This is a genomic window from Fibrobacter sp. UWOV1, assembly GCF_900142495.1.
In the GTDB taxonomy this organism is placed as follows: domain Bacteria; phylum Fibrobacterota; class Fibrobacteria; order Fibrobacterales; family Fibrobacteraceae; genus Fibrobacter.
On the sequence record NZ_FRBA01000007.1, the window covers coordinates 122,216 to 147,109 of the forward strand.

Sequence of the window (24,894 nt, forward strand, 5' to 3'; positions counted from 1 at the left end):
ACTGGTTTTGCAACTTTTCGTTGGAAACTATTTAATGCTAGACCTTACGGCAGCCGCCTTAATCATCATAGCAATTTTACGCATTGAAAAGCTCCAGAAAGAAGCTTCCATCGCAAAAGAAAAGGTTATCAAACGTCAGCGTGAAATCTACAATGTCACCCATGACAAATTGACCGGCTTGTACACCAAGGAAGCCCTTTTCGAAAAAATCAGGGACAGCATCGCCAAGCACCCCGATGTCAACTACTGGATTGCATACTTCGACATCAAGGATTTCAAGATTGTGAACGACATTTTCGGCAGCGACATGGGCGACAGCGTTTTGCTAAAGGTAGCCTCCTGGCTTCGCGAAAATTCCACCAAAGAATGGGTGTTCGGGCGCCTCGGCGGCGACGACTTCGGCATTTGCCTGCCGGCCGGAGACGCAAACCTTCAGCACCTTGAACGCCGATTCACTCGATACGTCATTTCCAACGGATCCATCGAGCATCGCATTCTAATGCACATGGGTATCTACAAGATTACCGAGCGCGACATTGACGTATCGATCATGTTCGACCGCGCACAGCTCGCCCTCGCCTCTGTCAAGAACGAATACAACAAGCATATCGCCTTTTACGACGACAAAATGCGTGACCAGGTGATGTGGGACCAGATGATTTCAGCACAAATCGAAAAAGCCATCGAAGAAAAACAAGTGCACCCCTATTTACAGCCCATCGTAGACTGCGACGGTAAAATTATCGGGGCAGAAGCGCTCATCCGCTGGGATCACCCCAAGGAAGGTTTTCTGCAACCCGAAACATTCATTCCCACCTTCGAAAGAAACGGCATGATTGCCGACCTGGACAAGTACATTTGGCGAAGCGCCTGCGAAATCCTTTCGACATGGACCGGAAAAAAATCGAACCTGTTTATTTCCATCAATATTTCGCCGAAAGACTTCTTGTTCATGGATGTCTTTGCCGAAATAAACGCCTTGATTAAAGAATTCAAGATTGAACCATCCCGCCTGCGCATTGAAATTACCGAAACCGTGATGATGACCGAAGTCGAAAACCGCATGGCCATTTTGAACCGCTTCCGTGAATCGGGATTCATCGTCGAGATGGATGATTTTGGCAGCGGCTATTCCTCGCTGAACCAGCTCAAGGACATGCCGCTTGACGTTCTGAAAATCGACATGAAGTTCCTAAGCAGTTCCAAGAACAGCCAAAAGGCAGAAATCATCTTGCGCAACGTACTCAAGCTCTCGGGCGATTTGGGACTTTCGTCGCTTACCGAAGGCGTAGAAACCGAAGACCAGTATAACATGCTGAGCCAAATGGGCTGCAACCTTTTCCAAGGTTACTTCTTTGCCAAGCCCATGGCTGTAAATGAATTCGAAAAAGTCTGCGACAGCAGAGTCGCTTAAGATCTACTTGAATTCGTAGTGTAGAGAACCGTCTTCGTCATCCGAAAGAACCATATATTCACTTCCGCCGTCAAACGACAAGTTCTGAATGTCGAAATCGGCGCCCAAAGTCCTGATACGCAAGGTGAACGTTCCGACCCAGTCTTCTTCGTACACGCGGCTCTTTTCGCCTGTGCGGAGAGTATCTTGAATCCATGCCCTGTAAGAACCGTCTTCGGCAAGAATATCGACTTCGACAACCGTCTTAGACGATTTGTTTTCGATCTGGAGTCGAGTGGTCGAATCCAGGAACCAGTGCGTAAGGCAGCCCGAAAGCGTAATGCAGCAGGCAATCAATACCGCAAGCACCGAAATCTTTTTCATTGCACCCTTCATTAATTGCCTCCTTCAGAGCCGACCTTTTCGTAGCGAATTCCCTTGGCTTCGATAGTCTTGGGAGCCCCCTTAGCAGAGCCAATCGGGGTGATTTCGTTGGAGCCGGCCTTCTTATCGAATTGCTTAACGACATCCGTTTGCATCGGAGCGCTACGTGCAGCACCGCGGTTGAACAACCAGCCGTCAATCGTGGCGAGGTTGAACTTGAATTCAACAAGGAACGTGCCCTTGGCGCCAAAGAAGTTTTCGTAATCGTAGGCGGCATTGTAGGCAAAGCGGGCAAACAGCAAGTCGATTGCACCACCCCACAACAAGTCGCTTTCTTCTTCAACGAAATCATCGGAAAGCTGTTTATGTCTGACACGGTTCAAGCATGTCGCTTCAAACCCGATCATACGGGAAGGATCCGGGTAAAACTTGAGGGAGGCACTATGGAACCAGGTGTCGTTCAAGTCTATCGCGACTTCGGCATAAAGGCGTTGGTCGTATAGATTCTGTTCCCAATTAATGCGCATGGAATCGATATCGTTTTCGTCGTCGGCATTGTACATGGAAAGCGACACGTTCGGCAAGTACGTAAGCAGGCCGGATTTTCTGCCGCCGTAAATGGCGCGGCTTTCCAAGTCAAGCGAAACACGGAACAGACGCCAATCGGTGCGGTAGAAATTCGCCTGGGCGCTCAACTTGCTAAAGCGCAAATGAGCCCAGCTGTAAGCCAGGGAGTCGCTTTCGTACGGGTAAATCTTGCCGCGATGTTCCAGATTCTGGTGCTGCATACCGGCTGCAAGTGTCCAATTCATACGGGCATCTGTAAAGGTCAAGCCCCAGGTAACAACCGAGCGTTGCAGGCCGAAATCGTTATACTGCGGGAAAAGGAAGAAGTCTTCGCCATCCCAGCCGGAACGGTCAAACCAGAGAAGCGCGCCCATGTGGCGGTTTTTAGCCACTTCGCCTGCACCAAAGGCCGCAAAATGATGATTGAAAGCAAAGCCGTCGTGTTCGCCGTACTGACTTTCCAAGGGCAACTGCTCACGGCTCGGCGTGTAATAAAATCCAAAGTCGATATAGCCGCCTCGCCCACCGCGCATAATATCGCGGATTTCGGTAAGGTGACGGTCACGCGTGACGGCACCATCTTTAGCTAAAGCGTCAGGTTTGATGCCGTCGGCCAAAACAACCCCGACAAGCACAAGCGAAATCAAAGCGGACTTCAAAACAAACTGCATACGTGAAATGTAGTAAAAATGTGTGATGTGTAATGTGTGATGTGGAATGAGAGAATCTCACATTTAGCATTGCCAGTTATAGTTCTAGTTTATAACGCTTATTGCTATATTTGGACGCATGAATGAACAGGAAAAGGCATTAATTGCAGCGTGGAGCAACCACCCCCGCGAATGGGAAAACAACACCTGGGTGTACCCGGTGATTAGCCGTCGTGCAGGCGGTCTTTCTTTGGGCGTCAACTTAAACCCCGACCACCACTGTTCTTTTTCTTGCGCCTACTGCCAGAGCGGTCCGCAAGAGGGCCACAAACGCATTCCCGTCGACATCGATGCCGTGGAACAAGAATTGCGCGATTTTCTTGACTACTACGAATCGGGTGAATTTTTCAAGTGCAAGGCATTCGAAAACGTACCCGAGCAGAACAAGCAACTCAAGGACATTTGCCTTTCGGGCGACGGCGAATCCACAATCGTCAAGGAATTCCCGGAAATTTGCCAGCGTATGCGCAAAATTCAAGAGGAATACACGCCAAAGCTAGGTGCTTTTAAGTTGCGTCTCATAACAAACGCTAGCCATCTCGAAAGCCCTGCGGTAGAACTTGGGCTTTCTCACCTGCTGGCAAGTGAAGGCGAAATCTGGGCAAAGCTTGACGCCGGCACCGAAGAATGGTTCAAGAAAATGAACCGCTCTCCCCTGCATTTATCCAAGATTTTAGACAACCTAACTAAGACGATCAAGATTTATCCGATTTGCATCCAGACCATGCTCTGCGACTTGCAAGGCGAAATTCCGAGTGACCAGGAAATCGAGCGCTACATCGAAAACCTGGCAGCTATTCATTCCGCAAATCCGGACCACCTTGTTGAAATCCAGCTGTACACGGTTATCCGCGACACCTTGCTAAAGGGCATAGAACCCTTGCCCAAGGAATTCCTGGAAAGCGTCAAAACAAAAATCACCGACGCATTGCCGGTGAAAGTAAGATGCTTTTAATTGATAAAAATTAAATCAGTTCGTCTGGCGGCAAGTGGTCGACACTTTCCGGTTCCTGGTAGCAAGTTTCAGGCACCTGAACCTGCATCTGGAAGTAGGCCTTGTGTGCGGCAATCACCTTTTCGCGGGCAAAGGCGGCATTCTGCCATTCGCCAATCTGAACGTCCTTGCCTTCCAGTTCCTTGTAGTTCTGGAAGAAGTTACGCGTAATGCGCAGGAACATCTGGTCCACGTCGGTAATGTCCTTGATCGGGCGCGGATTGAACACGGGCACGCCCAAGACCTTATAGTCCTTGCGACCGCCGTCGGTCATGTCAAGCGCACCAATCACGCGACAAGTGCAAACCGTACCCGTCATCATGGAAGCCGGGCTATAAATCAGCATATCGATAGCATCGCCATCGTCGGCCTTGGTGCTCGGGATAAAGCCGTAAGTACAGGGGTAGCTCATGGAACTGAGCAAGCAGCGGTCCAGGCGGAACACGTGCAGGCGTTCATCATATTCGTACTTGAGGTTGGTGTCTTTACCGATTTCCACGACGCAGTCCACTTCAAACGGGTACTTGCGACCAATCGGGAGATCCAGATAATTAATTGCCATTTATACTCCAAAAGGCCCACTTTGAGCCCATATTATCTTTTTATTATAAATATGAGTCCTAATTTAGTATTTATTAGAAATTTGTAAAGGGTTGTTTACTTTATTTGCGTCGGAAATGGTCATCTACTGCGCCAGCGAGATGTCGAAACCTTTTCAATCATGCCAAAGAAGAACTTGGGTTCTCCCCTGTCGGGGCTATAACCCACCTCAAAGCGCAAACGGTCCACGGCGGGCACCACCAGATGAACGCCGCCGTAAACGGCTCCTTCGTAATTTTCCCAACCAGGACGGCCAGAATCCCACAACAGGCTTCCGTCAAAGCCAGCCACCAGTTGCAGACCATAGAAGAAATTCACGCCCGCGATACTCGCCGGCTGACGGTCTAGCAAGATAAAGCGTTCTTCCAAGTTGAGCAAAGCCTCATGCACGCCCAGGCGTTCGCCATCGGCATAACGACCCCGGTAGGTATTCACGCCACCATGCGAAAAATAATCATAGAATTCGACATCGCCCGGGCGGTAACGCACAAGCGCCGTCGCTCCCGTCACAAAGCGACTGACGGTATAATAGGCTCGGGCATCCGTCAGGAGCTCCCAGAAGTTTTCGCCCCCCATCCCCTTGCAGCTGTAACCTTCCTCAACAAGGCAATTGGAATCGCTATCGTCGCCTTCGCCTACGTGAGTAAGCATGTATTCAAAGTAAACTCCCTTGCGGGTATCCAACTTAGAGTCGCGGTAATCAAAGGCAAATCCCATTCCCAGTTCCGGCAAGAAGGCTGCATCTTGCAGATCGCGGCCAGCCACAGTCCACAAAAGCGAAAGGTGCGGTAAAATCTTGTAGTCCAAATCAAGATCCACCAAGATGCTCTTTTCTTCAAAATCGTGAATATCGTCGTAACTGTCGGTCACGAGGAATTCAAAATTCCAGCCGAGCGGGAGCCCGAACAAATAAGGCGAACTGACATAAACCGCATATTCATTCTTGTCGAAAAGCGGATCCAGGGCCGTACGGTACTGAATTTCGGCACGGATATCTTCGCCAAGCACATTCAAGTTCGCAAGCGCAACGCCAAGCATCAGGCCGTCGCGGTCAGTCGTTTTACCTGCCGGGGCCGGAATCCAGCGGAAGATTTCCACGAACGAGTATGTCAGAGTTCCGCCATCACACCTAGCCGAGACACTCGTAAACAAGTCCAGGTCTTGCAGGCGGCGCTTTTCAAGTTCAAACTTTTCGGCAGAGAACGTCTCCCCCGCCTTATTCAACAGTTCGCGATCCACCACGCGTTTCTTGGTATGCTCCAGTCCTTCGTACTGAATAGACGAAATGACCGTGCCTTCAGGACAACCGACAGACGAATCCACGCCAGCAAAAGCTGCAACAGCAGCTATTCCAAAAGCAAGGCAAACTATTTTCACATATTCTTTCACTTTTTGAAAATATAGAAATCTCCCTTAACAAGCACTTATTTTTCACTGTCTACTGTCTACTGTCTACTGCCTACTTTTCTATATTTGCGAGCGTAAAACAGAATCCCGAGGTTTTTATGTTAGATTTTCTCGCCAACTATTGGCCATTCATTGTTGCCCTTGTCCTGATCGTGCTCGGCGTGTTTGCATTCCGCGGTGTCCGCAAGGCTCTCAAGGAAGGCGGTGGTGCATTCAGCCTTGAAACCATCAAGAAGAACACCGAGCCCAACTTTGCCGCCCTCAAGCAGAAGTCCCGCGCCTTGCTGGCCGATGCCGACATGATTTGCGAAGTCAAGGAAGGTTCTCACCTCGTGGTTCCCAAGAAAGAAGACCTCAAGTTCTTCCGCCGCGCTGTGTCCCAGAAGTACAAGCTCGCCATGTTCCTGGTGCCCGGCACCAACAAGGTCGCTTACTTCTTCTGCAAGACCGAACAGGGCCTGCGCCGCCGTATCGACAATTTGGTGATTAACCAGAAGTTCCACGAAGGCAAGAAGCCTTACAACGACGTTGCCACCGGCGAAAAGCTCAAGTTCCCAAGGTAGTAGCGAGCACGGCGCAAAGCGCGACCCATTAGGGGAGCGACCTCACGCCTCAATATGAATTACAAAGACTTAGCGCTCGCCGAAGAAGAAGGCAAACTGGAAGCCGCGATAGCGGCTTCTCGCAATTTATTGATCGAAGCGCCCACCGGCTCGGGCAAGTCGCTATTTATCCCCTACTTTTTAAGCAAGCATTGCAAAGGCCGCGTGGTCGTACTGCAGCCCCGCCGCATTGCGGCACTTGCGCTGGCACAGTTCTCGGCAAAGCTCCACGGAGAACCTTGCGGCAAGACCGTCGGCTACCAGTTCAGGCAAGACAGTTGCAAAAGCGCCGACACACGCATCCTCTTTCAGACCTACGGAAACTTTCTGCAAGAATTGCTGCACGGCAAACTGGACGCCGACTGGATCGTGTTCGACGAATACCACGAACGCAAGGCGGACATGGATTTGCTGTTCGCGTATTTTAGACGAGAGACGAGAGACGAAAGACGAGAGGGGCCGCGTGTGAGCCAGAGCGACCAAGCGGAAGCTGGTCGTGAAGGCGAGAGTGAGGCGATATCACATTGCTTTAGTAACAATAGAGCCGAACGGCCTCGTATCGCAGTGATGTCGGCGGCGTTGAACCGTTTCGAACTGGAAACGGTTCTCGGCGTCAAGTGCTTAAGCCTCGGCCACCCGCTCTACCCCGTGCAAATTATCAACCAGACGCCTGCCACGGGGAATTCGCTTGTTTCGGGCGTTGGACTTGACGCCGAAGTGGTGCGGGCGCTCCGCACGCTTTACCGCAACAACATCTGGCAGACCACGCTGGTATTCTTACCGGGCAAAGCCGAAATCGCCCGCTGCCACACCGCCGCCGCCGAAGCATTAGGCAATAACTGCGCCGAATTCCTGGAACTCTACGGAGGCCAAGACCGCGAAACGCAAGACCGCATCTTCGAAGTCACCGAACGCCCGCGCGTGATTTTCACGACAAACATCGCCGAAACATCCATCACCGTTCCAAACGTCACGGGCGTTGTCGATAGCGGCATCGAACGTGTAAGCATCTACGACGACAGCGAAAAGGTGAACGTCCTGCGCACGCTTCCCATTTCGATGCAGAATGCAATCCAGCGCAGCGGCCGTAGCGGCCGCACACAAAACGGTTGCGCCATTCGCCTCTGGAGCGAAGAATCCGAAAAACGCATGCCTACGGGAATCGTACCCGAGGTACTGCAGATTGAGCCTTCGGAATTGTTGCTGCAAAAAGCGGCGTTAGAGGATCTCGGCGAGGAGAGGAGATCCCGGATCAAGTCCGGGATGACAGATGGCATAGTACTTCCGACGGCGATTCCGGAAGCACGCGAAAAGACGGCGACAGCACTCCTTGAAAATTTCGGGATGCTTCAGGACGGCGCCATCACCGAACTTGGCCTCAAGGCAATCCGCACGCCCGTTTCCAGCATTCCGCTCGCGCTGCTCCTTGCATCGGCAAAAAACAAAGAAGACCTTCCCGACTTGCTCCTCGCCGCGCTCGCCTGGATTCATTCCGGCACCGAATTCTTACAGAAAGCAAAAGTCGCCTACGACATTCTGACTCTCGCAAGCGATACTTTGTCCAAGAACAGGGATGTTCCGCGAGAAGTTTCGTTCACACTCCGACAATTGCGTGACTACCGCGACAAAATTGCAAGCCCCACACCCCAAAGGTGCGAAGCACCGACCTCAGACCTCATAGCGCATAGCCTTCTCAAGGCTTTCCCGGACAGGCTTGCTACTCCGAGCGGCAACGCCTATAAGCTCGCCAACCAGAACGTGATTCGCCTGCAAGTTGCAGAACCGCCTTATGCGATTCTCGCCCTCAGCATGCTCCGTACCGGCGGCGGTAGCAAATCGGAACTTAAAGTTAATTTATACGCACCTATCGCCAAGGAACTTCTCGGCGGCGAGAGTGCCAAGACCCGCTACGAACTCTTGTGGCGCAGCGGTCAAGAAAGATTCATCGGTGTCGAAATCAGCGAATCCGAAAACGCCGACGGCTCCACTACCGAACTTTCCCGCAAAGAAATCCTCACACAAGAAGCTTCGCCTAAAGTTCTTGAAGAACTCAAGAAGCTTACCGTTGATGCCTGGCGCGAAAAAATCGAGAAAGAAAACTGGAGCGGTAAATTTTTGACCGAAGCAGTGCAAACGCAGCTCATCAAAATGCGTCTTGCTGCCAAGCTCTATCCGGAATACGGCCTTCCCGAATTCAACGAAGAAGACATGGAACTCATCTTCGATGAATTCGCAGACGGCAAGTTCCTGCTCCGCGACATAAACGAAGACCGTTACAGGAACATTGTCGAAGATTACTTTGGCAAGTCCATGCTGCAATGGCTAGGCAAGACATTCCCCGACCACTACGTGCTCCCGAACGGCAAACGCGCCCGCTACAGCTATCAAGAAGTCGCAGTCAGTGACGATGGAAAATCCGTGCAAAGCATCGAAGGCGTCCTCGTCGAAATTTCGGCCCGCATCGAAGACTTGATGCAGCTCCGCGGCGAGCACAGAATCGCCGACGGCAAATTAAAAGTCCGGTACGACATTCTGGCACCGAGCTTCCGGACGATTCAAAAGACATGGGACTTGACCGGATTCTGGCAAAACACTTATGCCGAAGTCCGCAAGGAGCTGCGCGGTCGCTACCCCAAGCATCCCTGGCCCGAGCAGGTAATTCAGAATTAGGAATTCGGATTTCGGAATTATTTTCAACTCTGAATTCTGAACTCTGAATTCCGAATTATTTCACTGTATAAATCGTCAGGGTCTTGCTGTATTCATAGCCGACGACAAGTAATGCTTGGCCTTTCATCGGGCTATTTTCAGCAGGAATGAAGAGAATTCCTTCGGGGCCGCGATCTAGCGGATCCAAATAGTAATCCACCAGCTTAGGCGCTTCCGGGTCCGTAATATCGAACACCGCTACACCGCTCGTACGTTCCAAGCCTACAAAAGCGTAGCGACGTCTATCGACCTCACCCACGGTCACATTCTCGGGTTCGCAACCCTTATCCGAGCTGCGCTTGTCCATCTTCGCCTTGCCTTTCTTGGAATTCCAGTTAAAGTATTCCGGCGCAATTTTTGCCAAAACACGTTCAAACATTTCTCCGGAATCCCAGAGCAGTTTTCCCGTTTCGCCGTCAAAAATGCTCACGGAGCGAGAACCGAACGTATAGGCGTAAGGACACTTGCCGTTATGGGTGCGGTACTTACCCTCATCGCAACGCTCCAGCGCGCTGACAGAAAGATCCTTCAAGTCTGTCGTTATCTTTTCCGTAAACACGGTTTCATCCAAACGGCCCTGCGCCACAAGTTCCTGCACGCTCGTTACATCGGTCCATGCCTTGTAATCATTTACAGGAGCACCTTCGTTTGCCGTCAGCACAAAGTGTCTGTCGCCTGCCGTAAAAGCGGCAATGCCATCAGGCTGGCGAAGTCCACGCAGCGGGTAATAATTCTTAATATCAATCTTTCCGTCGCTCACGGCATCAATTGCAAAACCATTCCTGGAATGGTCTACAAAACCCAACGGGAAAACCTTCTTGATTTTCTTGGCCGGCACATCGATGATCGCCATGGCGTTATTTTCTTGCAGGCTCACCCACGCCAGCTTGGAATCGTCAGAAACCGTAATGTATTCCGGTTCCAGTGATTTCAAAAAGCCCTGATTTCCGGGAGCACGTACGCCAGCATTCTTAAGTCTATTCGTGTCGAGATGATCAAATCCGGCCACAGCAAATTCCGCAGTTTTCCACGATTCGGCGTCCGCCTTAGCAACTGTCAAGAATCCAATACCGCCATCAGGGTCTACCGCAAAATCCGTACTCGGCGAGCCTTCGCAGGCCACCAGCAAGTTCTTGCCATCGGGCGTAAACTTGATCATGTCCGGCTGGCTGCAGACCGTATACAATCCAAGCACTTCGAGATTGTCCGTGTAACGCATCACCTGTACCTGGCCATTGCGCCATTCTTCGACTTCAAGCATACTGACCGCGACCAAGTCTCCATGAACCGTCACGCTAGAGGCATTACCCGGAATCTGTACTTCAGAAATCTTTTTGGCTTCGCTCGGATTGCTCAAGTCCACCACTTCGACGACATTAGCATCACCTACGACAAACAGTTTTTTCTTGGCAGGCATATAAGCCGAAATTTCTGCCGTAGACATTTTAGTCGTCGAAAGCGGTTTAAGCGTATGCCCCCACTGGAACGGTCCGGCGGGCACTGCATTTTTAGCAAAACAAAAGCCTGCGCACAAAAGCAGGCTTGCACTCAAAAGAATCTTATTCATTCACTCCTCAACACAAATCCAATTATTTCATGATCAGCCACATGATCAGCAGGCCGATACCGACACCGCCCAAAAACGAAGACGAAGCCGCCATGGCAGCGGACCTACGATCCTCCTGCTCCTTTTCTTGCTTCTTTTCATTCATACCAATCGAGGTGACAAGCATTTGGGCACAAGTTTCATTATCTTTCTTGACGGTATTGTAGCTCTTTTCCCAATTTTCGCTTTTGGCTTTTTCCGATTCGATGACAGAACGCAAGGAATCTTTTTCAAGCGTACAGGCATCTCCCTGCACCTGCATCACGCTGTCGCGCACTGCAAGTTCCTGTTTCAATTCGGTTTCTGCAGTCGATGTCTGAGAAGCTACGGCTGGTTCTTCGGCTAGTGCCATTGAACCACAGAACAAAAAGGTAATCGCAAGAATTTTAATCAAACGCATCATGCCGTAAATATACAAAAAAAAGACAAGTTCCCGGCAAACGCAGCCGGGAACTCGCCGTAAAAGAATTTTACGCGATCAAAATCTTACGGCAATTCGACTTGCTTTTTCCAGCGGCCATCCAAGCCCTTCACGTAGTAAACGCCGGGCACAAGCTGTTCGCCCGCCTTAACTACGGAACCGTCAAGCCTGCGAACCGCGCGAGCCGTACCGAATGCACGCGGAGTTGCCTGCAAGCGGCCAATCGCTGTCGACGATTCCGAAGATGCCGGCTCCACAGAGGAACTGGATTCAACAGAGGAACTCGACACCACACTGCTAGACGACTCCGCCACAGAAGAAGAACTGTTCACCGCTTTTTTATTCGGGTCAGTCAAGACCGAGCGTAAAACCTGAACCTGTATTTTAGAAAGTGTATCTGGAATTTCCGTCCTTTTATTTAAAGAAGCAAGCGCGGCAGCAACGGCTTCCGCAGAATCAAGCCTGAATGCCGAGCCAGAATAGAGCGTAGCGCCCCCATCGCTTTTTTTCACTCTAGCCAAAGCAATGGCCTGCCATGAATCAAAAGCGAACTCAAAGGTTCTAGACACCATCAAGTCTTCAGCCGAGAAAGAAAGCTCCTCGGAATTGACGCCACCCTTTTTTACCACCAGGACATTATTCGAATTGGTTGAATCAAAGCCGGGAATATTATAGAGGTTGACATCTATAATCCATGAGCCGTAATCGTCATTTTCATCGTTCAGAGTCCATTTTTTGCCATTCTGGTCCCATTCCCCATACTTGAAAAGATTATAATTGCTAGTTACGCAGCCTGCATTGATAGAATAGGGAATTCTAAGACTGATTTTCTGCATGATCGGCGTGATAGAACCATAATCTTCATGCAGATTCACCTTAACGGAATCAGTCTTCTTCAAATCACGGGAACCATACCAAAGGGATTCCTCAACGCGATTCAGCTTGAGTTCCACCTTCGGAGTCGCCGAATTGGACAACGTATCGCAAATATTGCGAATATAGGTTTCCGTCTCTTCCTGGGCAAAAGAGAACGCAAAGGCTGTAAGGCCGGCTAGGCATACTTTCTTAAACATAATATTCTCCTAGCCTTAAATATATACAAAAATTTACGAAAGCGTAGCTAAAATTCGCTTCCAGCCGTCTTCCGGAATCTGGGCACCCATCACCTGGACCACTTCGTTACTCACGACGCTGCCCAAATTGCCCGATTTTTCCATATCCCAGCCGTTCATGTAGCCATAAAGGAATCCCGATGCCCACAAGTCGCCGGCACCGGTGGTATCGATAGCCTTGGCAGGGCCCGCCTGCACATGCACCACCTTGCCATCTTTGGCAATCAAGGCGCCGCGCTTGCCGATTTTCACCACGGCAACTTTCGCCTTCTTGGCAAGCACATCGAGAGCTGCTTCTTCCTTGACTCCCGCATAGGCGTAAGCTTCGTCTTCGTTTGCGATGATGATATCGATCATTTTTTCAGCAAAGAGTTCGTCAAAGAGCTTGCGGCAGGCCTCCACCACGCCAAAGCTGCTAAAGTCGAGAGCGGTTTCGACACCCAGGCTACGGGCCAAAGTAAAGGACTTCTTGAAGCAGTCGGCATTAAAGGCGCGGTAGCCTTCGGCATACAGCAGGCCTACGCCATCGTAAAGAGCCGGTACAAAGTCGTCGCTGGACAGGAAATCGGAGGCGCCCAGGTAAGTCCACATGGAGCGCTGCGCATCGGGCGTCACGGCGCTAAAGACGCAACCGGTAGCGGCATCGGAAAGACCGAGCTTCGATTCCACGCCGTTATCTTGCAAATGCTTCTTGAAAATGTTGCCGAGTTCGTCGTTGCCAATCTTCGAGATAAAGGCAGCCTTGCCTCCCAGGCGAGAAAGACCGACCATGGTATTGCAGGTAGAACCACCCGGCACGCGCAGCGGATTCTTGAGGGCACCCAGGAACTTTTCCATCTGGGACCAGTCCACCATGTTCATGCCACCCTTCTGCACGCCCTGGGCCGCAATCCAAGCGTCATCCACATTGGCCAAAATATCAACGAGGGCTGCGCCCATACCTAAAACTTTCTTCATTAGAAGCCTCCTCTGCGGCGGCGCAACTTTTCGCTCGCCTGTAGTAAGAATTGACGTTCAGACTCGTTCAGCGAATTGATTCCCTCGCGATTGACTTTCTTGAGGATTTCGTCCATCCGCTTGTTTTCGTCCACATAAAAAACTTCACCCTCGATGGCATCGGAATCTTCACGCGGCTTGCTTTCGGAACGGCCGCCCCGGTGCACTTTGAACTTGGGACCGCGGAATTTTGCGAAAGCCTTGCCAAGGTTACCAAAACCGCGTTCATAAAAGTGCATGTAAAGGAATCCGCCTACGACACCGCCCAAGTGGGCCAAGTGCGCAATGCCATCTCCCGAATGCGCCATGAACACGTCGACTGCCACCATGAACCACATGGCATACTTGATGCGCATCGGGAAAAAGAAGAACATCAAAAGCATGCGGTTCGGGAAGAACTTGTAGTACGCCACGAAAATTCCCATCAAGGCACCCGAAGCACCGATAATCGGGGCATTCGTCATACCGAGCCAGAACATGACCAGGCTAAAGACCGCCGCAAAAATTCCGCAGAAGATATACATTCCCGTAAAATGCTTGGCGCCCATCATGTCGGCGACTTCGCTACCGAACATCCAGAGCATGAGCATGTTGAACAAGAAATGCCAAAAATCCACATGCACGAACATGTAGGTCACAAAGCGCCAAGCCTGCTCCGGCGCAAACGGCCAGAAGGCTCCAAAGTAAGCGATGTATTCGGAAATGCTACCATAACCGAGGCCGGGCAAATTCAGGTGCAACCCGAGAATGTTGCCGCCAATGAACGCCAGTGCAAAAACGACCGCGTTAATAATCAGCAGCACTCGAAGGACTTTGGGGAGAAATCTGAAAGGTCTCATGGTTAGTAGGAAGTAGACAGTGGTTAGTGGTTGGTGGTTAGTAAAGGTATAGTTTCAGCGGGAACGTATTTCGCAAGTTTTGCACAGCCCTGCTTTGTTTTGGCGATTCCCACCTTCAAGAGTTCTCGCACCACGGTGCTGGACACATTCAAATGTTCGGGAGCGCTCGACAAGAAGATTGTTTCGCATTCAGGGTAAAGCACCTTATTGTTCCAAGCAACGGTCTGCTCATATTCCACATCGGCACTTCCGCGGATTCCCCGCACCAGGAACTTCGCTCCCACACACTGCATAAAATCAACCGTCAAGCCGTCAAAGCAATCCACCTTCACGTTCGGAATTCCCTTGACCGCCGTTTTGACAATTTCGACTCGAGCCGATTCGGTCAGCAAATATTTCTTGGAAGCATTCACCGCCAAAAGCACATAAAGTTCGTCAAACAACGCTGCGGCGCGCTTTACGATATCGAGGTGACCCAGGGTGAACGGATCGAACGACCCTGCAAATACGGCGATTTTCTTCATGACTACAATTTAGAAAAGTAGGAAGTGAGAAGTAGGAAGTACGAAGTTATATTCAAGAAAAACTGTCTACTTCCTACCGTCTACTGTCTACTTTCTATAGATCACTAGCGAGGATTCGCCGTAGCGGCGGACTTGCACCATTCCCGTTTCGTCAGCTTCTTTCACCCAGGCTGGTAAATTCCGGCTGGGGGCTTCGAACACGGCAACGCCACCCGGATTCAGCCAATCCCAATAGGGGCGCAGATCCGGGTAATCCAAGTCCTTGAAGGGTGGATCCGCATAAATCAAGTCAAAGCCTTCACTTGCGCAAAGAGATTCTTTATCAAGCGTCAAGGCATTTTTTTCTAACAAAGTAAGCTTAGATTCTAGGGACAGCGCCTTATAAGCCTGCAACACGAGTCGCGCCTGGGCATGCGCCATTTCGACAGCCACCACACTTGCAGCACCACGGCTCAAAGCCTCGATTCCCATAATGCCGGTACCAGCGAACAAGTCGAGCACGCGAAATTTTTCAACACCCTGCAGAATATTGAAGAGAGCTTCTCTTGTACGAGAAGCTGTAGGTCTTGTCTTGGAGGTATCCGGGGACGGAACGTTCCTTCCCCGCATCAGTCCACCCGTAATGCGAATAGGCATCTGGTATTACTTTATCACAAGCATTTCAAAAAGGACTGTCGTGAACATATCCTTCTTGGCAAGTTTCATTTCGATGTTACGAATACCGATACGAGACGGCGAGTTCACAAATGCAGTGACAAAGCCGTTGAGTTCGGCAAAGTCCGCAGTCGTGGTAGCCTTAAGCGTATAGCGCTTGTACACACCAAATTCTTCAATCGCCGGCTTGTCAAGTCCGGAGAACTGCACCTTCTGGGTTGCCGCCAAAGCCTTCATGGACTTGATTTCGTTGTTCACTTCGGAAGACGGTACAAACGAAGAAACTGCAGCCAGATTCACGTTGTTCACGTTGTACATACCGAAAGCGGTAATGTCGGTAGCCGGAGCGTTTTCGGGCAGAGGCGGAGTCCTGAAATCGGAACTGACCGCGCGCATACGATCGAGGAAAGCCTTCTGGGAATTCGGGTTACCGGCCACGCCGCGTACATAGAAGTAGTTCGGAGCCTGGTAAATACAATCCGAGAAACCCACGTCATCAGGTGTTGCCGTATTCAAGAATGCGAAGAACTGGCCGACAGAAGCCTTCTGGAACGAAAGTTTTTCGAGCGGCAAGTAGCTATTGTAATCCGAGCGTTTGTTGTTGAACAAGGCCTGCGGATTGATTTCGCCCACGACCTGCTTGACCGTCACATTGTCTCGCTGACGGATCATGGCGGCAGCGGCAGCAGCTTCGGCTTCAAGCGAACCACCAGCGGAGGTACGCTGTCCAGCACCAATAGCAAGAGCGGAACGGGTCGGGTCTTCGGCGCCAATCAAATCCAGATAAGGCGGCGGCAACAAGCCCTGCAACTGCTTGGGAACGCCAGCAACACTCAAGAAGCAACTGAAGGCAACAAACACAAACAGGGCGGCCACAAGAACCGTCATAGCCTTCTTGCGAGACTTTTTCTGCAGTTCCTTGACGCTCGTGACGTTGACCGGAGCCACAGTTTCGACTTCGACCAAGCGCTCGGCAGCGTCAATCAAGTTCAAATGAATCATACACCCTCCATCACATTCAAGGCAGCCCCAATTGCACCTGCGCAAGAAAGCACGGCGGCAGAATCTTCTTCTTCAATCGGGAGCCTCAAGTTAGAGAAAGAATCCATCAAAGAAAGCTGGTATTCGGACAACTTAGCACGGACGTCTTCCACGAACAGCAAATCGCTAGCCATTTCACCGCACAGACGGATTGACTTCGTCGAGACCGAGGCGTTTTCCTGTTGGGCAACCGCAATCTGTTCAGCAATTTCCCTAGCCAAAATCTGGTAAGCTTCTTCCTTGGTGTTGTTCACCAGCGAAAGAGTGGACACGCAGCGGAGCGCATGCAGGTTGTCCTTAGTGAGCCAAAGGAGCGTCACACCGGCATAGTCAGCCTTGACTATACATGTCAGTTCGGACACATTTTCGGCATAATCCATCAGGTTCATGAGCGAGAGCACGTCCACATCCATGGCCTTAGGAGCTAAAGCCTTGTTACGGAAGCCTTTACGTAAATTATCGACCCATTGTTCACGGACAGCAATCAGCATAATCGTGTATCCGAGTTCGGGGTCACCGCTCATGATTTTGTAATCAATTACATACGCATTGGATTCAGCGTTCGTAATCAGCGAAACATACCACTTTACATAGTCGTCAACGTTCTTTGTGGCTTCAGCCGGGACAAAGATTTGGCGGATAATCGACCTAAATGCAGGAATTGCCACCGAAACGGCTTCGACAGATTCAATCTGGTTGAACTCCATCCATCCCTGGAGGACGGTTTCAAAAGTATAGACATCGTCAAGGGGGGCGGTTTCCGTATCGAGAACGGCCGTCTTCAGAACACGGCGTTCAGCCGCATCCACAAGGGCAACTTTCAGAGAAGCGTCCCCTGCTTCTATACCCATGTAAATCTTCGTATCACTCATATTATCAACGACTTATGAAAAAAAACTACACTCTAAAACTAATCAAAAATTACCCCTGGAAGGAGCTTTTCCAATTTTTTCTTGCCAATTCCAGGCACTTTTTGCAAATCTTCGGCATTTTTGAAGGCTCCAAGGGCATTTCTGACCTCCAAAATCTTCTCGGCGAGCTTCGGACCGACCCCATTCAGGGCGCAAAGTTCGTCCAGGGAGGCCGTATTGACATGGACAGGCAAATTCACTTTTTTTGACGGTTTTCGCTCTTTTTGAGGTCGACTTACTGAATTAGCGTCATTTTTTGACACTTGCGAACTATCTACGGCAACACGGTCCCTAACGACTACCAGGGGGGCCTCGTTCGCCACAATGAACGTCTCCCCCACCTCAAAATGCTCGATAGACGGGAGTCCCCACGGGAGAACCCGGACAATGATTCCAATGACCAAAAGGCAGAACGCCAATCGGACTACGTTTTTTTCAGGTGCATTCATAAGGACAACCTCCGTTGGTTATCCTCGACCAAAGGGCTTCTTAAGCGCCTCCTCCACCGCATTCACGTCTGAAGGGACATCCACCGAAATCGACGGGTACTTGCTCTGGACAATGCGAATAGGGCGTTTGCCCAGAATCCGCATCTGCTCCAGGGAGCGTTCCTTTTCGACATCGGTTTGCGGCAAAGACGAAAATTCGTCGCGGCACACCCTGGAATAAGCATAGATTCCCTGGTGCTGGAACCAGCGGGGAGCGTCCTCATTCGCCACCCACCGGGTAAAGTCCACCGCGTAATCGTCTTTTACCAAAACCTTGACTACCGTCTTGAGTCCCGCCTCGGTAGGATTCAAGGGGCACGCGACCGTCACCCATTCATCAGGGTGCTTTTCGAGCGTCATTGCCACTTCGCACAGCACAGAAGGTTCCACCAACGGTTCGTCGCCCTGCAAGTTCACCACGAGGTCCAAATCGAGGGCCCGGGCCGCAAAGGCGACGCGGTCAGAACCAGTTGCCGCATCTGGAGTCAAGATAAATTCAAAACCCGCCCGAGAAACCACGTCTGCAATTTCTTCGGAATCGGTAGCACAAACAATGCGTTCAAAACATTCGGCCAAAAGCGCACGTTCCAGGGTGCGCACAATCATTTCTTTGCCTGCAATCTTGATCAAGGGTTTGCCCGGAAAGCGGGACGACCCCATTCGGGCTGGCACAACGCAATGAACTGCCATGGGCTAATTTTTCAAGCCGAGAATTTAGCCGCCGATGACCTTCGGAATGGCGAAGTGATCGTTTTCCACAGCCGGAGCGTTCATGAAGGCCTTTTCAAGCGAGAGACCCGGCACAGGCACGTCTTCGCGGAGAATCGTCGCACCATTTTCGACAGCGGTCATCGGTTCCACGTCGGAAAGGTTCAAGGCCTTGAGAGCTTCAAGGTGGTTGAGCATCTTGTCCAAGTGACCCTTCACGGATTCAATATCTTCTTCGGCAACTTCGAGCCTGGAAAGCTTCGCGAGTTTCAAAACTTCTTCACGTTCGAGCATAAAACCTCTTTTCTTACGTCCACAAAATAGCAAATTATTTTGGCGAAAAAGCAACCCAGAGTTGCATAATCAATTCGGATTTCAGATTTCGAAGTTCGGAATTATAATTTTCAGCTTAAAAATCCGAATTCTGAATTCCGCATTCCGAGTTAACCGACTATTTGCAGCGCCGCATACTTCAAAATAATCGTACGGACCGTCGGGTCGCTACCGAAACGCACATCTACACGGGCATTGTCGCCAGAACCATAGCACTTGACAATCGTGCCCACACCGTACTTCATGTGGCGCACGCGTACGCCCGGATGGTACGGATTCTCGCTGTATTCGTCGTAGACCACGCGCGGGCCCGAAGGTTCGGCCGGCTTGATCGGAGCTGCCACCTTCACCGGATTGCGGTAAACGATATGCTTGTCATTTTTCTTGACAGAATTCGGAATCGCCGAGGAGCGGTTGTAACCGTAAGAGCCAAAATTGCTCGGGCGAGACGAAGCTCCACCGTAACCGCCGCCAAAGCTTCCGGACGGTCTACGCGGATAAGACGGAATGTTCGGACGCGGCGGGCGCGAAAATCCCGACGAGCCACCGGCAAAGTCCTGATTGAAATCGAATCCCGAGCCGCCGAAACCAGAATCGGTGCAAGGCGTAAAGTCGACTACCGACGGATCCAGTTCCTTAAGAAAACGGGACGGCGCAAACGGGCGAATGTTCCCTTGGAAGAATCGGCGTTCCGCATGATACAGGTACAATTTCTTTTCGGCGCGGGTGCAGCCCACGTAGAACAGGCGACGTTCTTCTTCCATCTGCTCGTTCATCTCGGCGCCAGACAGAGTAGACGACGCGCGAATCAGCGGGAAAATTTCTTCGTCGCAGCCGGCGATGTGCACGGTGTTGAATTCCAGGCCCTTCGCCATGTGAATCGTCATGAGCGTCACCTGGCCCTTGGAATTGTCCACCTTCTTGTCGGCATCGGTGAGTAGCGAAATATCCTGCAAGAATGCGTCGAGTGTGGCCCCCGGATGTTCTTCGTCGAATTCGCGGATGGCGTTCACCATTTCGTCCAAGTTACCGATGCGTTCGTCGGCGGTGAGTTCGTCTTCTTTGCGCAGGAATTCCTTGTAACCCACGTCATTGATGATTTTTTCGGCCAAAATCGGAAGCGGAGTTTCGCCCGCGGCAAGCAAAGATTTCCAGCCCTGCACCAAGTCCGTAAAGCCCTTAAGCTTGCTTGCCGAGCGGCTTCCGCTGTTGACTTCGGCAAGCAAGTTATCCCAGAAGGAGCCTTCGCCTTGGCGTTCTCTTTCCAAGATGTTTTCGACAGTCGTCTTTCCAATGGCGCGAGGCGGCGTATTGATGACGCGCAGGTAGGCGGCATCGTCACGCTCGTTTGCCAGCAGGCGCAAGTATGCAAGTACGTCCTTGATTTCTTTGCGGTCCCAGAATCGCATGCCGCCAAAAATGACCGACGGTATACGGCGGTCATTCAGCGCCTTTTCCAAGGCGCGGGACTGCGCGTTGGTGCGGTAGAATACAGCAGTCTTGGCATAAAAATCCTCGCCCGCTTTTGCAATCGTGTCTGCAATGGTAGACGCTTCGGAGCGGTCGTCCATAAAGTGGCGCACGTGAATCAAGTCGCCTGCATCTTCTTTAGAGAACACGTTCTTCTGCATTTCTTGCGGACGAATGTTGTGCGCAATCACGGAGCCTGCGCCCTTCACGATGTTTGCGGTCGAGCGATAATTGCGTTCGAGCTTGACAATCGTTACTGGCGCAAAGTCGCGGTGGAAGTTACGGATAATTTTGATGTTTGCGCCGCGCCAGCCATAAATACTCTGGTCGTCGTCACCCACCACCGTTACGTTCTTATTTTCGTTTATCAGCAATTTTAACAGTTCGTACTGAACGTCGTTCGTATCCTGATATTCGTCCACCACCACATAGCGGAAACGCTGCGCCAACTGGCTTGCCAAATTCGGAATCTTCTGCAGCATGTAAACCGTGTTGAACAACAAGTCGTCAAAGTCCATGGCGTTAGATTCTTTAAGGCGTTTCTGGTATTCGGCGTAAATCTTTGCACGCAGCTCTTCGTCTGGGAAGTTTGCCAATTCCTGCGCCACATCGGGAGTCTGCAGCTGAGCGACCTTTCCACGGTACAAAATCGTGTTCTTGTACTTCGAAATGGCGCCATGCATTTTCTTGACTTCGGAGGGCTCAAAATTGTCGCCCACCTGTTCCTTCATGATTTCTTTTAGGAGACGCTTCTGGTCGTCGTCATCGTAAATCGAGAAATTGCCGTCGTACCACGTGCCGCCCAAGGCATCAAGCACGGATTGTTTCGAAAGGCAAAGTTTCAAAAGACGCAAGCACACGGAATGGAACGTTCCCATCCAGGCAAAGTTCATGTTGCTGTCGAGTAACTTCTGGATACGCGACTTCATTTCGCGCGCAGCCTTGTTCGTAAAAGTCACCGCCAAAATGCGGTCCGGTTCCACGCGATACTGCGAAACGAGGTGAGCAATCTTATAGGTAATGCAACGCGTCTTTCCCGAACCGGCACCCGCCAAAATCAGCATCGGGCCATCAATCTTTTTAGCCGCCGCGGCCTGTTCCGGGTTCAGTTCTTTATCTAAAACAGCATTATCTACAATATTCGCCATGGGGGTCCCTTTTAATACACATATGTGCAATATAGAAAAAAAGAAAGACTCTCGAAGAGAGTCTTCCTTTAAATTTGAATCAGGGGCTTCGACTAGTCATCCGACGTAGAGGCGCCAATAGCCTGTTCGAGCGTCGTGTGTCCATCAAGTGCCTTCTGGATACCGTCCATACGCAAGGTAATCATGCCGCATTCCTGCATGGCGGCGCGTTTGATAACGTCGCCCGAAGAACGCTTGATAATCAGGTTACGCACGGTTTCGTTCGGCACCAGGAATTCGTAAATACCGCAACGCCCCTTGTAGCCCGAACCATCGCACTTGTCGCAACCCTTACCATGGTAGAACTGCATGTCGGGACTCAAGTGGAATTCGTCGCGCATGGCCTGCGAAATTTCGACAGGTTCCTTACAATACTTACAAATGCGGCGCACAAGACGTTGTGCAAGCACGCCCTTAATAGCGGTAGACACAAGGAACGGTTCCAGACCCATTTCGAGCAAACGCGGGAATGCACCGGCAGCATCGTTGGTATGGAGCGTACTGAAGACCAAGTGACCAGTCAAAGCTGCTTCGATAGCCATGGACGAAGTTTCTTGGTCACGCATTTCACCGATCATAATCACATCCGGGTCCTGACGCAAGAGGGCGCGAATGCCCGCCGCAAAGGTAAAGCCAGCGGCGTTGTTGATCTGTCCTTGGTTCACACCATCAATATTCAATTCCACCGGGTCTTCCATCGTAGAGATGTTGATGGTGGAATCCAAAATTTCTCGAATAGAAGCGTAAAGCGTGGTAGACTTACCGGAACCGGTAGGACCGGTCACCAGCACAATACCGTTAGGAGCATTAATCGCATCGATAAACTGCTTGAGTACGCGCGGGTCAAAGCCCATGTCCTTCAAGGGGAACTGACCCGAGTTCGGGTCCAAGATACGCATAACAATCTTTTCGCAAACGCCGCGCTTACGGAGCGATATCGGGAAGGAGCTCACACGAAGGTCCACCTCGGAGCCCTTGTAACGCACCGTGAAACGACCGTCCAAGGGTTTACGCTTTTCAGCGATGTCCATCTTGGAAAGAAGCTTGATACGGGAAAGAATCTGAGGCATCAAGCGGGCAGGAATGGGAGACATGACCTGCAGGTCGCCGTCAATACGGTAGCGGAGCTTGAGGAATGTCTCCTGGGGTTCCAGGTGAATATCGGATGCGTGACGGGCAATGGCTTCGTGAATCAGCGTGGTCACGATTCGCACCACCTGGCGGCCTTCTTCGTCGGTCAGTTCCGGTTCGTCATTACCGCCCTGACCGCGTTCCACGGTTTCAAGTTCTTCACCGTCCTTAGATTCACTGATAAGTTCGGCGAGAGACTCTTCGGTAGGACCATGACCTGCAAACACGCGTTCAATGGCCTTCATCACGTCCGCTTCGGAGGCCATCACGATGTCCACGTCCATACGGACCTTGAACTTCACGATGCTAATCGTGCGCATGTTCGTCGGGTCCGTCATGGCAATCGTCATCACGGAGCGGACCTGACGACGATCATCTTCACCCTTCTGCACGAACAGCGGCACCACCTTGTACTGCTTGCACATGTCTTCGGGCAAGAAGGTATAGGCGTTCGGGTCAATATTGAAATTGTCGAGCTTTACATACGGAACTTCGAACTGCCTCGAAAGAATTTCAACAAGGCGTTCCTCGGGCATGTAGCCCAGGTCCACCAATGTACGGCCAAGGCGCTTGCCGGTCGTCTTCTGCGTCTCGAGCGCCTTGTCTAGCTGCTCCTGCGTAATGTACCCTTGAGCGAGGAGCATTTCACCGATACGCATCTTGGTCGAAGACTGCATCTGCGACCCGAGGATGTTCGTTAGCGTTTCTTCGCTCACCATGCCAAGGCGCACCAGAATCTTACTGAGCATAAGTCCGGTACGTTTGTGTTCGGCCATGGCATGAGCCAACTGGTCTTCGTCCAATACGCCTTGACGAAGCAACAACTGGCCCAAGTTCATCTTATTGCTATTTATCATAAATGCGACCACGCCCGAGGTTGAACGGGCATTTTTTCTCCATTTTTGCAAAGCATGTTGACCGGGTCGCCCGCAGATTTTTCTACGGCAAATCCAATTTCACACACCTCGCCCAATTGGGTATTTGCTTTAAATATACTTTTTGGGCTAGAATTTGCAAATAGCAGGTGATATTCCTCACCCCCATTTAATGCAAAATTTAGGGGATTTTGGCCATATTTTTCGCACAAGCGCGTAACTTCGGGGTCTATCGGGAGTTTGTTTTCAAGAATTTGCAAATCTACGTTCGAAGAAAGCGCCAAATGGTTCAACTCCGACGAAAGTCCGTCGCTAATGTCCATGCATGCGCCGGCCGCCCCCAAACGCAAAAGTTCAGCCCCGGCAGATTCGCAAATTTTAGGAGCCAAGTGGTATTCCACCAGCGTCGGGAATTCGTCTTTGGCCTCGGGGTGGTTCATCAAAAGCCAAAGGCCCGCACCCGACTTGCCAAGCGTCCCGTTTACATACAATGTATCACCGGGTCTTACAGCCGAGCGCAACAGAGGTTTCGAATTTTCATTTTCGAGCGCTCCCAAGAGCGTTGTCGAAAACATTCCCACATCGCCCACCACGGTGTCGCCGCCAATCAAGGCGATTCCACGCCGCGCAAAGCCCTGCGAAAGAGCGGCCTGCATGCGGGTGCGAGTTTCCGGCGACCAATTCTTGTTGATACAAAGCCCAAGCACCGCAAAGCGCGGAATGCCGCCCATGGAATTAATGTCCGACACATTCGAGACAATGTGTTTTTCGACCGCCTGCTCCGGCGTTGACCAATCCAGCCTGAAATGCGTATTTTCGACCGACAGGTCCTTGGTCACGAGCCAGCCGTCGAATTGGGCGCAGTCATCGCCCACGCCGAGCCAACCTCTTGTTGCGGGAGGTTCTTTTTTAAAGGCGGCAGCATCTTTTAAAAGGGCCTGAATAAAATTGAATTCGCCTAGATTTGGAAACATCTTTTTAAATCATCAAAAAGCTTTTTCTTTAAAATATAATTTTTAATGAGGGAGGGGCTTTTTTACGCTCCCCATCCTAGGCCGACGCTTCCATTTCCTCTCCGCATAAACCACTTTTTTATTCACTATCATCCCCGCTTTTTCTATTAAAAAAAAAATTCAAAGAAACAGTTTGGCGGTAAGTTGTTGATAAACTGAGTGTTTCTTTTTGACAAAAAATATTTTTTGAAAAAGGCGAAAAAATCTATCCACAATTTG

Annotated in this window: 23 protein-coding genes; 4 read left to right on the plus strand and 19 right to left on the minus strand. The window is 50.9% G+C overall.

Going from position 1 to position 24,894, the window contains the following annotated elements:
* Positions 1-34 precede the first annotated feature (34 nt).
* Positions 35-1,414: a putative bifunctional diguanylate cyclase/phosphodiesterase gene (locus tag BUC02_RS10655; RefSeq protein ID WP_163414881.1), complete on the plus strand. Its 1,380-nt coding sequence runs from the start codon at positions 35-37 to the stop codon at positions 1,412-1,414.
* Between the two features lie 3 nt (positions 1,415-1,417).
* Here BUC02_RS10655 and BUC02_RS10660 read toward each other — a convergent pair whose 3' ends face one another.
* Positions 1,418-1,777, minus strand: a complete 360-nt coding sequence (locus BUC02_RS10660; protein ID WP_139261115.1) for a hypothetical protein — start codon at positions 1,775-1,777, stop codon at positions 1,418-1,420.
* 11 nt (positions 1,778-1,788) lie between these two features.
* The gene (locus BUC02_RS10665; protein WP_073322421.1) at positions 1,789-3,015 is read right to left on the minus strand and encodes a hypothetical protein; all 1,227 of its coding nucleotides are present in this window, start codon (positions 3,013-3,015) and stop codon (positions 1,789-1,791) included.
* A gap of 118 nt (positions 3,016-3,133) precedes the next feature.
* Between BUC02_RS10665 and BUC02_RS10670 the strand changes: the two genes are divergently transcribed.
* Positions 3,134-4,009: a radical SAM protein gene (locus tag BUC02_RS10670; protein ID WP_073322423.1), complete on the plus strand. Its 876-nt coding sequence runs from the start codon at positions 3,134-3,136 to the stop codon at positions 4,007-4,009.
* Positions 4,010-4,019: 10 nt separating this feature from the next.
* Here BUC02_RS10670 and BUC02_RS10675 read toward each other — a convergent pair whose 3' ends face one another.
* Positions 4,020-4,610: an inorganic diphosphatase gene (locus BUC02_RS10675; RefSeq protein ID WP_073054984.1), complete on the minus strand. Its 591-nt coding sequence runs from the start codon at positions 4,608-4,610 to the stop codon at positions 4,020-4,022.
* A 119-nt stretch (positions 4,611-4,729) separates the two neighbouring features.
* Positions 4,730-6,025 (minus strand): POTRA domain-containing protein, encoded by a 1,296-nt coding sequence (locus tag BUC02_RS10680; RefSeq protein ID WP_254794197.1) that lies wholly within the window; start codon positions 6,023-6,025, stop codon positions 4,730-4,732.
* Positions 6,026-6,153: 128 nt separating this feature from the next.
* Between BUC02_RS10680 and BUC02_RS10685 the strand changes: the two genes are divergently transcribed.
* Together BUC02_RS10685 and BUC02_RS10690 are read left to right on the plus strand one after the other, a co-directional pair.
* Entirely contained in the window at positions 6,154-6,618 is a 465-nt protein-coding gene (locus BUC02_RS10685) for a hypothetical protein (RefSeq protein WP_072978211.1), read from the plus strand.
* Positions 6,619-6,672: 54 nt separating this feature from the next.
* Positions 6,673-9,327: an ATP-dependent helicase C-terminal domain-containing protein gene (locus tag BUC02_RS10690; RefSeq protein WP_073322427.1), complete on the plus strand. Its 2,655-nt coding sequence runs from the start codon at positions 6,673-6,675 to the stop codon at positions 9,325-9,327.
* 55 nt (positions 9,328-9,382) lie between these two features.
* Here BUC02_RS10690 and BUC02_RS10695 read toward each other — a convergent pair whose 3' ends face one another.
* From BUC02_RS10695 to thiL, 15 genes are all read right to left on the minus strand, one after another.
* Positions 9,383-10,933 carry a choice-of-anchor I family protein gene (locus BUC02_RS10695; RefSeq protein WP_073322428.1) on the minus strand — a complete coding sequence of 517 codons (1,551 nt, stop codon included), beginning with the start codon at positions 10,931-10,933 and terminating at the stop codon, positions 9,383-9,385.
* A gap of 22 nt (positions 10,934-10,955) precedes the next feature.
* Positions 10,956-11,375 (minus strand): hypothetical protein, encoded by a 420-nt coding sequence (locus tag BUC02_RS10700; protein ID WP_139261116.1) that lies wholly within the window; start codon positions 11,373-11,375, stop codon positions 10,956-10,958.
* An 83-nt stretch (positions 11,376-11,458) separates the two neighbouring features.
* On the minus strand, positions 11,459-12,466 hold the full coding sequence (locus tag BUC02_RS10705; protein WP_073322431.1) for a hypothetical protein: 1,008 nt from the start codon (positions 12,464-12,466) through the stop codon (positions 11,459-11,461).
* A 33-nt stretch (positions 12,467-12,499) separates the two neighbouring features.
* Positions 12,500-13,462, minus strand: a complete 963-nt coding sequence (locus BUC02_RS10710) for an adenosine kinase (RefSeq protein WP_073322438.1) — start codon at positions 13,460-13,462, stop codon at positions 12,500-12,502.
* Positions 13,462-14,304, minus strand: coding sequence for a rhomboid family protein (locus BUC02_RS10715; protein WP_254794198.1), 843 nt, complete (start codon positions 14,302-14,304; stop codon positions 13,462-13,464). The genes BUC02_RS10710 and BUC02_RS10715 overlap by 1 nt, the downstream gene beginning before the upstream one ends.
* Positions 14,305-14,363: 59 nt before the next feature.
* Positions 14,364-14,864 carry a pantetheine-phosphate adenylyltransferase gene (coaD, locus tag BUC02_RS10720; protein WP_073322443.1) on the minus strand — a complete coding sequence of 167 codons (501 nt, stop codon included), beginning with the start codon at positions 14,862-14,864 and terminating at the stop codon, positions 14,364-14,366.
* Positions 14,865-14,951: 87 nt separating this feature from the next.
* Positions 14,952-15,500 carry a 16S rRNA (guanine(966)-N(2))-methyltransferase RsmD gene (rsmD, locus tag BUC02_RS10725; protein WP_073322445.1) on the minus strand — a complete coding sequence of 183 codons (549 nt, stop codon included), beginning with the start codon at positions 15,498-15,500 and terminating at the stop codon, positions 14,952-14,954.
* Positions 15,501-15,506: 6 nt separating this feature from the next.
* Positions 15,507-16,520 (minus strand): hypothetical protein, encoded by a 1,014-nt coding sequence (locus BUC02_RS10730; RefSeq protein ID WP_073322447.1) that lies wholly within the window; start codon positions 16,518-16,520, stop codon positions 15,507-15,509.
* On the minus strand, positions 16,517-17,431 hold the full coding sequence (locus BUC02_RS10735; RefSeq protein WP_073322449.1) for a type IV pilus biogenesis protein PilM: 915 nt from the start codon (positions 17,429-17,431) through the stop codon (positions 16,517-16,519). Before BUC02_RS10735 ends, BUC02_RS10730 begins: the two co-directional genes overlap by 4 nt.
* Positions 17,432-17,469: 38 nt before the next feature.
* Complete coding sequence (locus BUC02_RS10740; protein WP_073322451.1) at positions 17,470-17,919, minus strand: ComEA family DNA-binding protein; 450 nt, start codon at positions 17,917-17,919, stop codon at positions 17,470-17,472.
* An 18-nt stretch (positions 17,920-17,937) separates the two neighbouring features.
* The gene (locus BUC02_RS10745; RefSeq protein ID WP_073322453.1) at positions 17,938-18,648 is read right to left on the minus strand and encodes a 3-deoxy-manno-octulosonate cytidylyltransferase; all 711 of its coding nucleotides are present in this window, start codon (positions 18,646-18,648) and stop codon (positions 17,938-17,940) included.
* A gap of 24 nt (positions 18,649-18,672) precedes the next feature.
* Positions 18,673-18,960, minus strand: coding sequence for an Asp-tRNA(Asn)/Glu-tRNA(Gln) amidotransferase subunit GatC (gatC, locus tag BUC02_RS10750; protein ID WP_073054966.1), 288 nt, complete (start codon positions 18,958-18,960; stop codon positions 18,673-18,675).
* Between the two features lie 149 nt (positions 18,961-19,109).
* Entirely contained in the window at positions 19,110-21,617 is a 2,508-nt protein-coding gene (locus BUC02_RS10755; protein ID WP_073322455.1) for an ATP-dependent helicase, read from the minus strand.
* A gap of 92 nt (positions 21,618-21,709) precedes the next feature.
* The gene (locus BUC02_RS10760) at positions 21,710-23,644 is read right to left on the minus strand and encodes a GspE/PulE family protein (protein ID WP_233247879.1); all 1,935 of its coding nucleotides are present in this window, start codon (positions 23,642-23,644) and stop codon (positions 21,710-21,712) included.
* A complete protein-coding gene (thiL, locus tag BUC02_RS10765) occupies positions 23,641-24,636 on the minus strand; it encodes a thiamine-phosphate kinase (RefSeq protein WP_073322457.1) in 996 nt (331 codons plus the stop codon). Before thiL ends, BUC02_RS10760 begins: the two co-directional genes overlap by 4 nt.
* Between the last annotated feature and the right edge of the window lie 258 nt (positions 24,637-24,894).

What these genes read in the sequence shown, in the direction of transcription:
- BUC02_RS10760 (WP_233247879.1), bottom strand. Translation starts at nt 23,644, where the DNA reads ATGATAAATAGCAATAAGATGAACTTGGGCCAGTTGTTGCTTCGTCAA.
- BUC02_RS10665 (WP_073322421.1), bottom strand. Translation starts at nt 3,015, where the DNA reads ATGCAGTTTGTTTTGAAGTCCGCTTTGATTTCGCTTGTGCTTGTCGGG.
- BUC02_RS10705 (WP_073322431.1), bottom strand. Translation starts at nt 12,466, where the DNA reads ATGTTTAAGAAAGTATGCCTAGCCGGCCTTACAGCCTTTGCGTTCTCT.
- BUC02_RS10660 (WP_139261115.1), bottom strand. Translation starts at nt 1,777, where the DNA reads ATGAAAAAGATTTCGGTGCTTGCGGTATTGATTGCCTGCTGCATTACG.
- BUC02_RS10670 (WP_073322423.1), top strand. Translation starts at nt 3,134, where the DNA reads ATGAATGAACAGGAAAAGGCATTAATTGCAGCGTGGAGCAACCACCCC.
- gatC (WP_073054966.1), bottom strand. Translation starts at nt 18,960, where the DNA reads ATGCTCGAACGTGAAGAAGTTTTGAAACTCGCGAAGCTTTCCAGGCTC.
- BUC02_RS10655 (WP_163414881.1), top strand. Translation starts at nt 35, where the DNA reads ATGCTAGACCTTACGGCAGCCGCCTTAATCATCATAGCAATTTTACGC.
- BUC02_RS10740 (WP_073322451.1), bottom strand. Translation starts at nt 17,919, where the DNA reads ATGAATGCACCTGAAAAAAACGTAGTCCGATTGGCGTTCTGCCTTTTG.
- BUC02_RS10700 (WP_139261116.1), bottom strand. Translation starts at nt 11,375, where the DNA reads ATGATGCGTTTGATTAAAATTCTTGCGATTACCTTTTTGTTCTGTGGT.
- BUC02_RS10710 (WP_073322438.1), bottom strand. Translation starts at nt 13,462, where the DNA reads ATGAAGAAAGTTTTAGGTATGGGCGCAGCCCTCGTTGATATTTTGGCC.
- BUC02_RS10695 (WP_073322428.1), bottom strand. Translation starts at nt 10,933, where the DNA reads ATGAATAAGATTCTTTTGAGTGCAAGCCTGCTTTTGTGCGCAGGCTTT.
- BUC02_RS10730 (WP_073322447.1), bottom strand. Translation starts at nt 16,520, where the DNA reads ATGATTCATTTGAACTTGATTGACGCTGCCGAGCGCTTGGTCGAAGTC.
- BUC02_RS10690 (WP_073322427.1), top strand. Translation starts at nt 6,673, where the DNA reads ATGAATTACAAAGACTTAGCGCTCGCCGAAGAAGAAGGCAAACTGGAA.
- coaD (WP_073322443.1), bottom strand. Translation starts at nt 14,864, where the DNA reads ATGAAGAAAATCGCCGTATTTGCAGGGTCGTTCGATCCGTTCACCCTG.
- thiL (WP_073322457.1), bottom strand. Translation starts at nt 24,636, where the DNA reads ATGTTTCCAAATCTAGGCGAATTCAATTTTATTCAGGCCCTTTTAAAA.
- rsmD (WP_073322445.1), bottom strand. Translation starts at nt 15,500, where the DNA reads ATGCCTATTCGCATTACGGGTGGACTGATGCGGGGAAGGAACGTTCCG.
- BUC02_RS10685 (WP_072978211.1), top strand. Translation starts at nt 6,154, where the DNA reads ATGTTAGATTTTCTCGCCAACTATTGGCCATTCATTGTTGCCCTTGTC.
- BUC02_RS10745 (WP_073322453.1), bottom strand. Translation starts at nt 18,648, where the DNA reads ATGGCAGTTCATTGCGTTGTGCCAGCCCGAATGGGGTCGTCCCGCTTT.
- BUC02_RS10735 (WP_073322449.1), bottom strand. Translation starts at nt 17,431, where the DNA reads ATGAGTGATACGAAGATTTACATGGGTATAGAAGCAGGGGACGCTTCT.
- BUC02_RS10675 (WP_073054984.1), bottom strand. Translation starts at nt 4,610, where the DNA reads ATGGCAATTAATTATCTGGATCTCCCGATTGGTCGCAAGTACCCGTTT.
- BUC02_RS10755 (WP_073322455.1), bottom strand. Translation starts at nt 21,617, where the DNA reads ATGGCGAATATTGTAGATAATGCTGTTTTAGATAAAGAACTGAACCCG.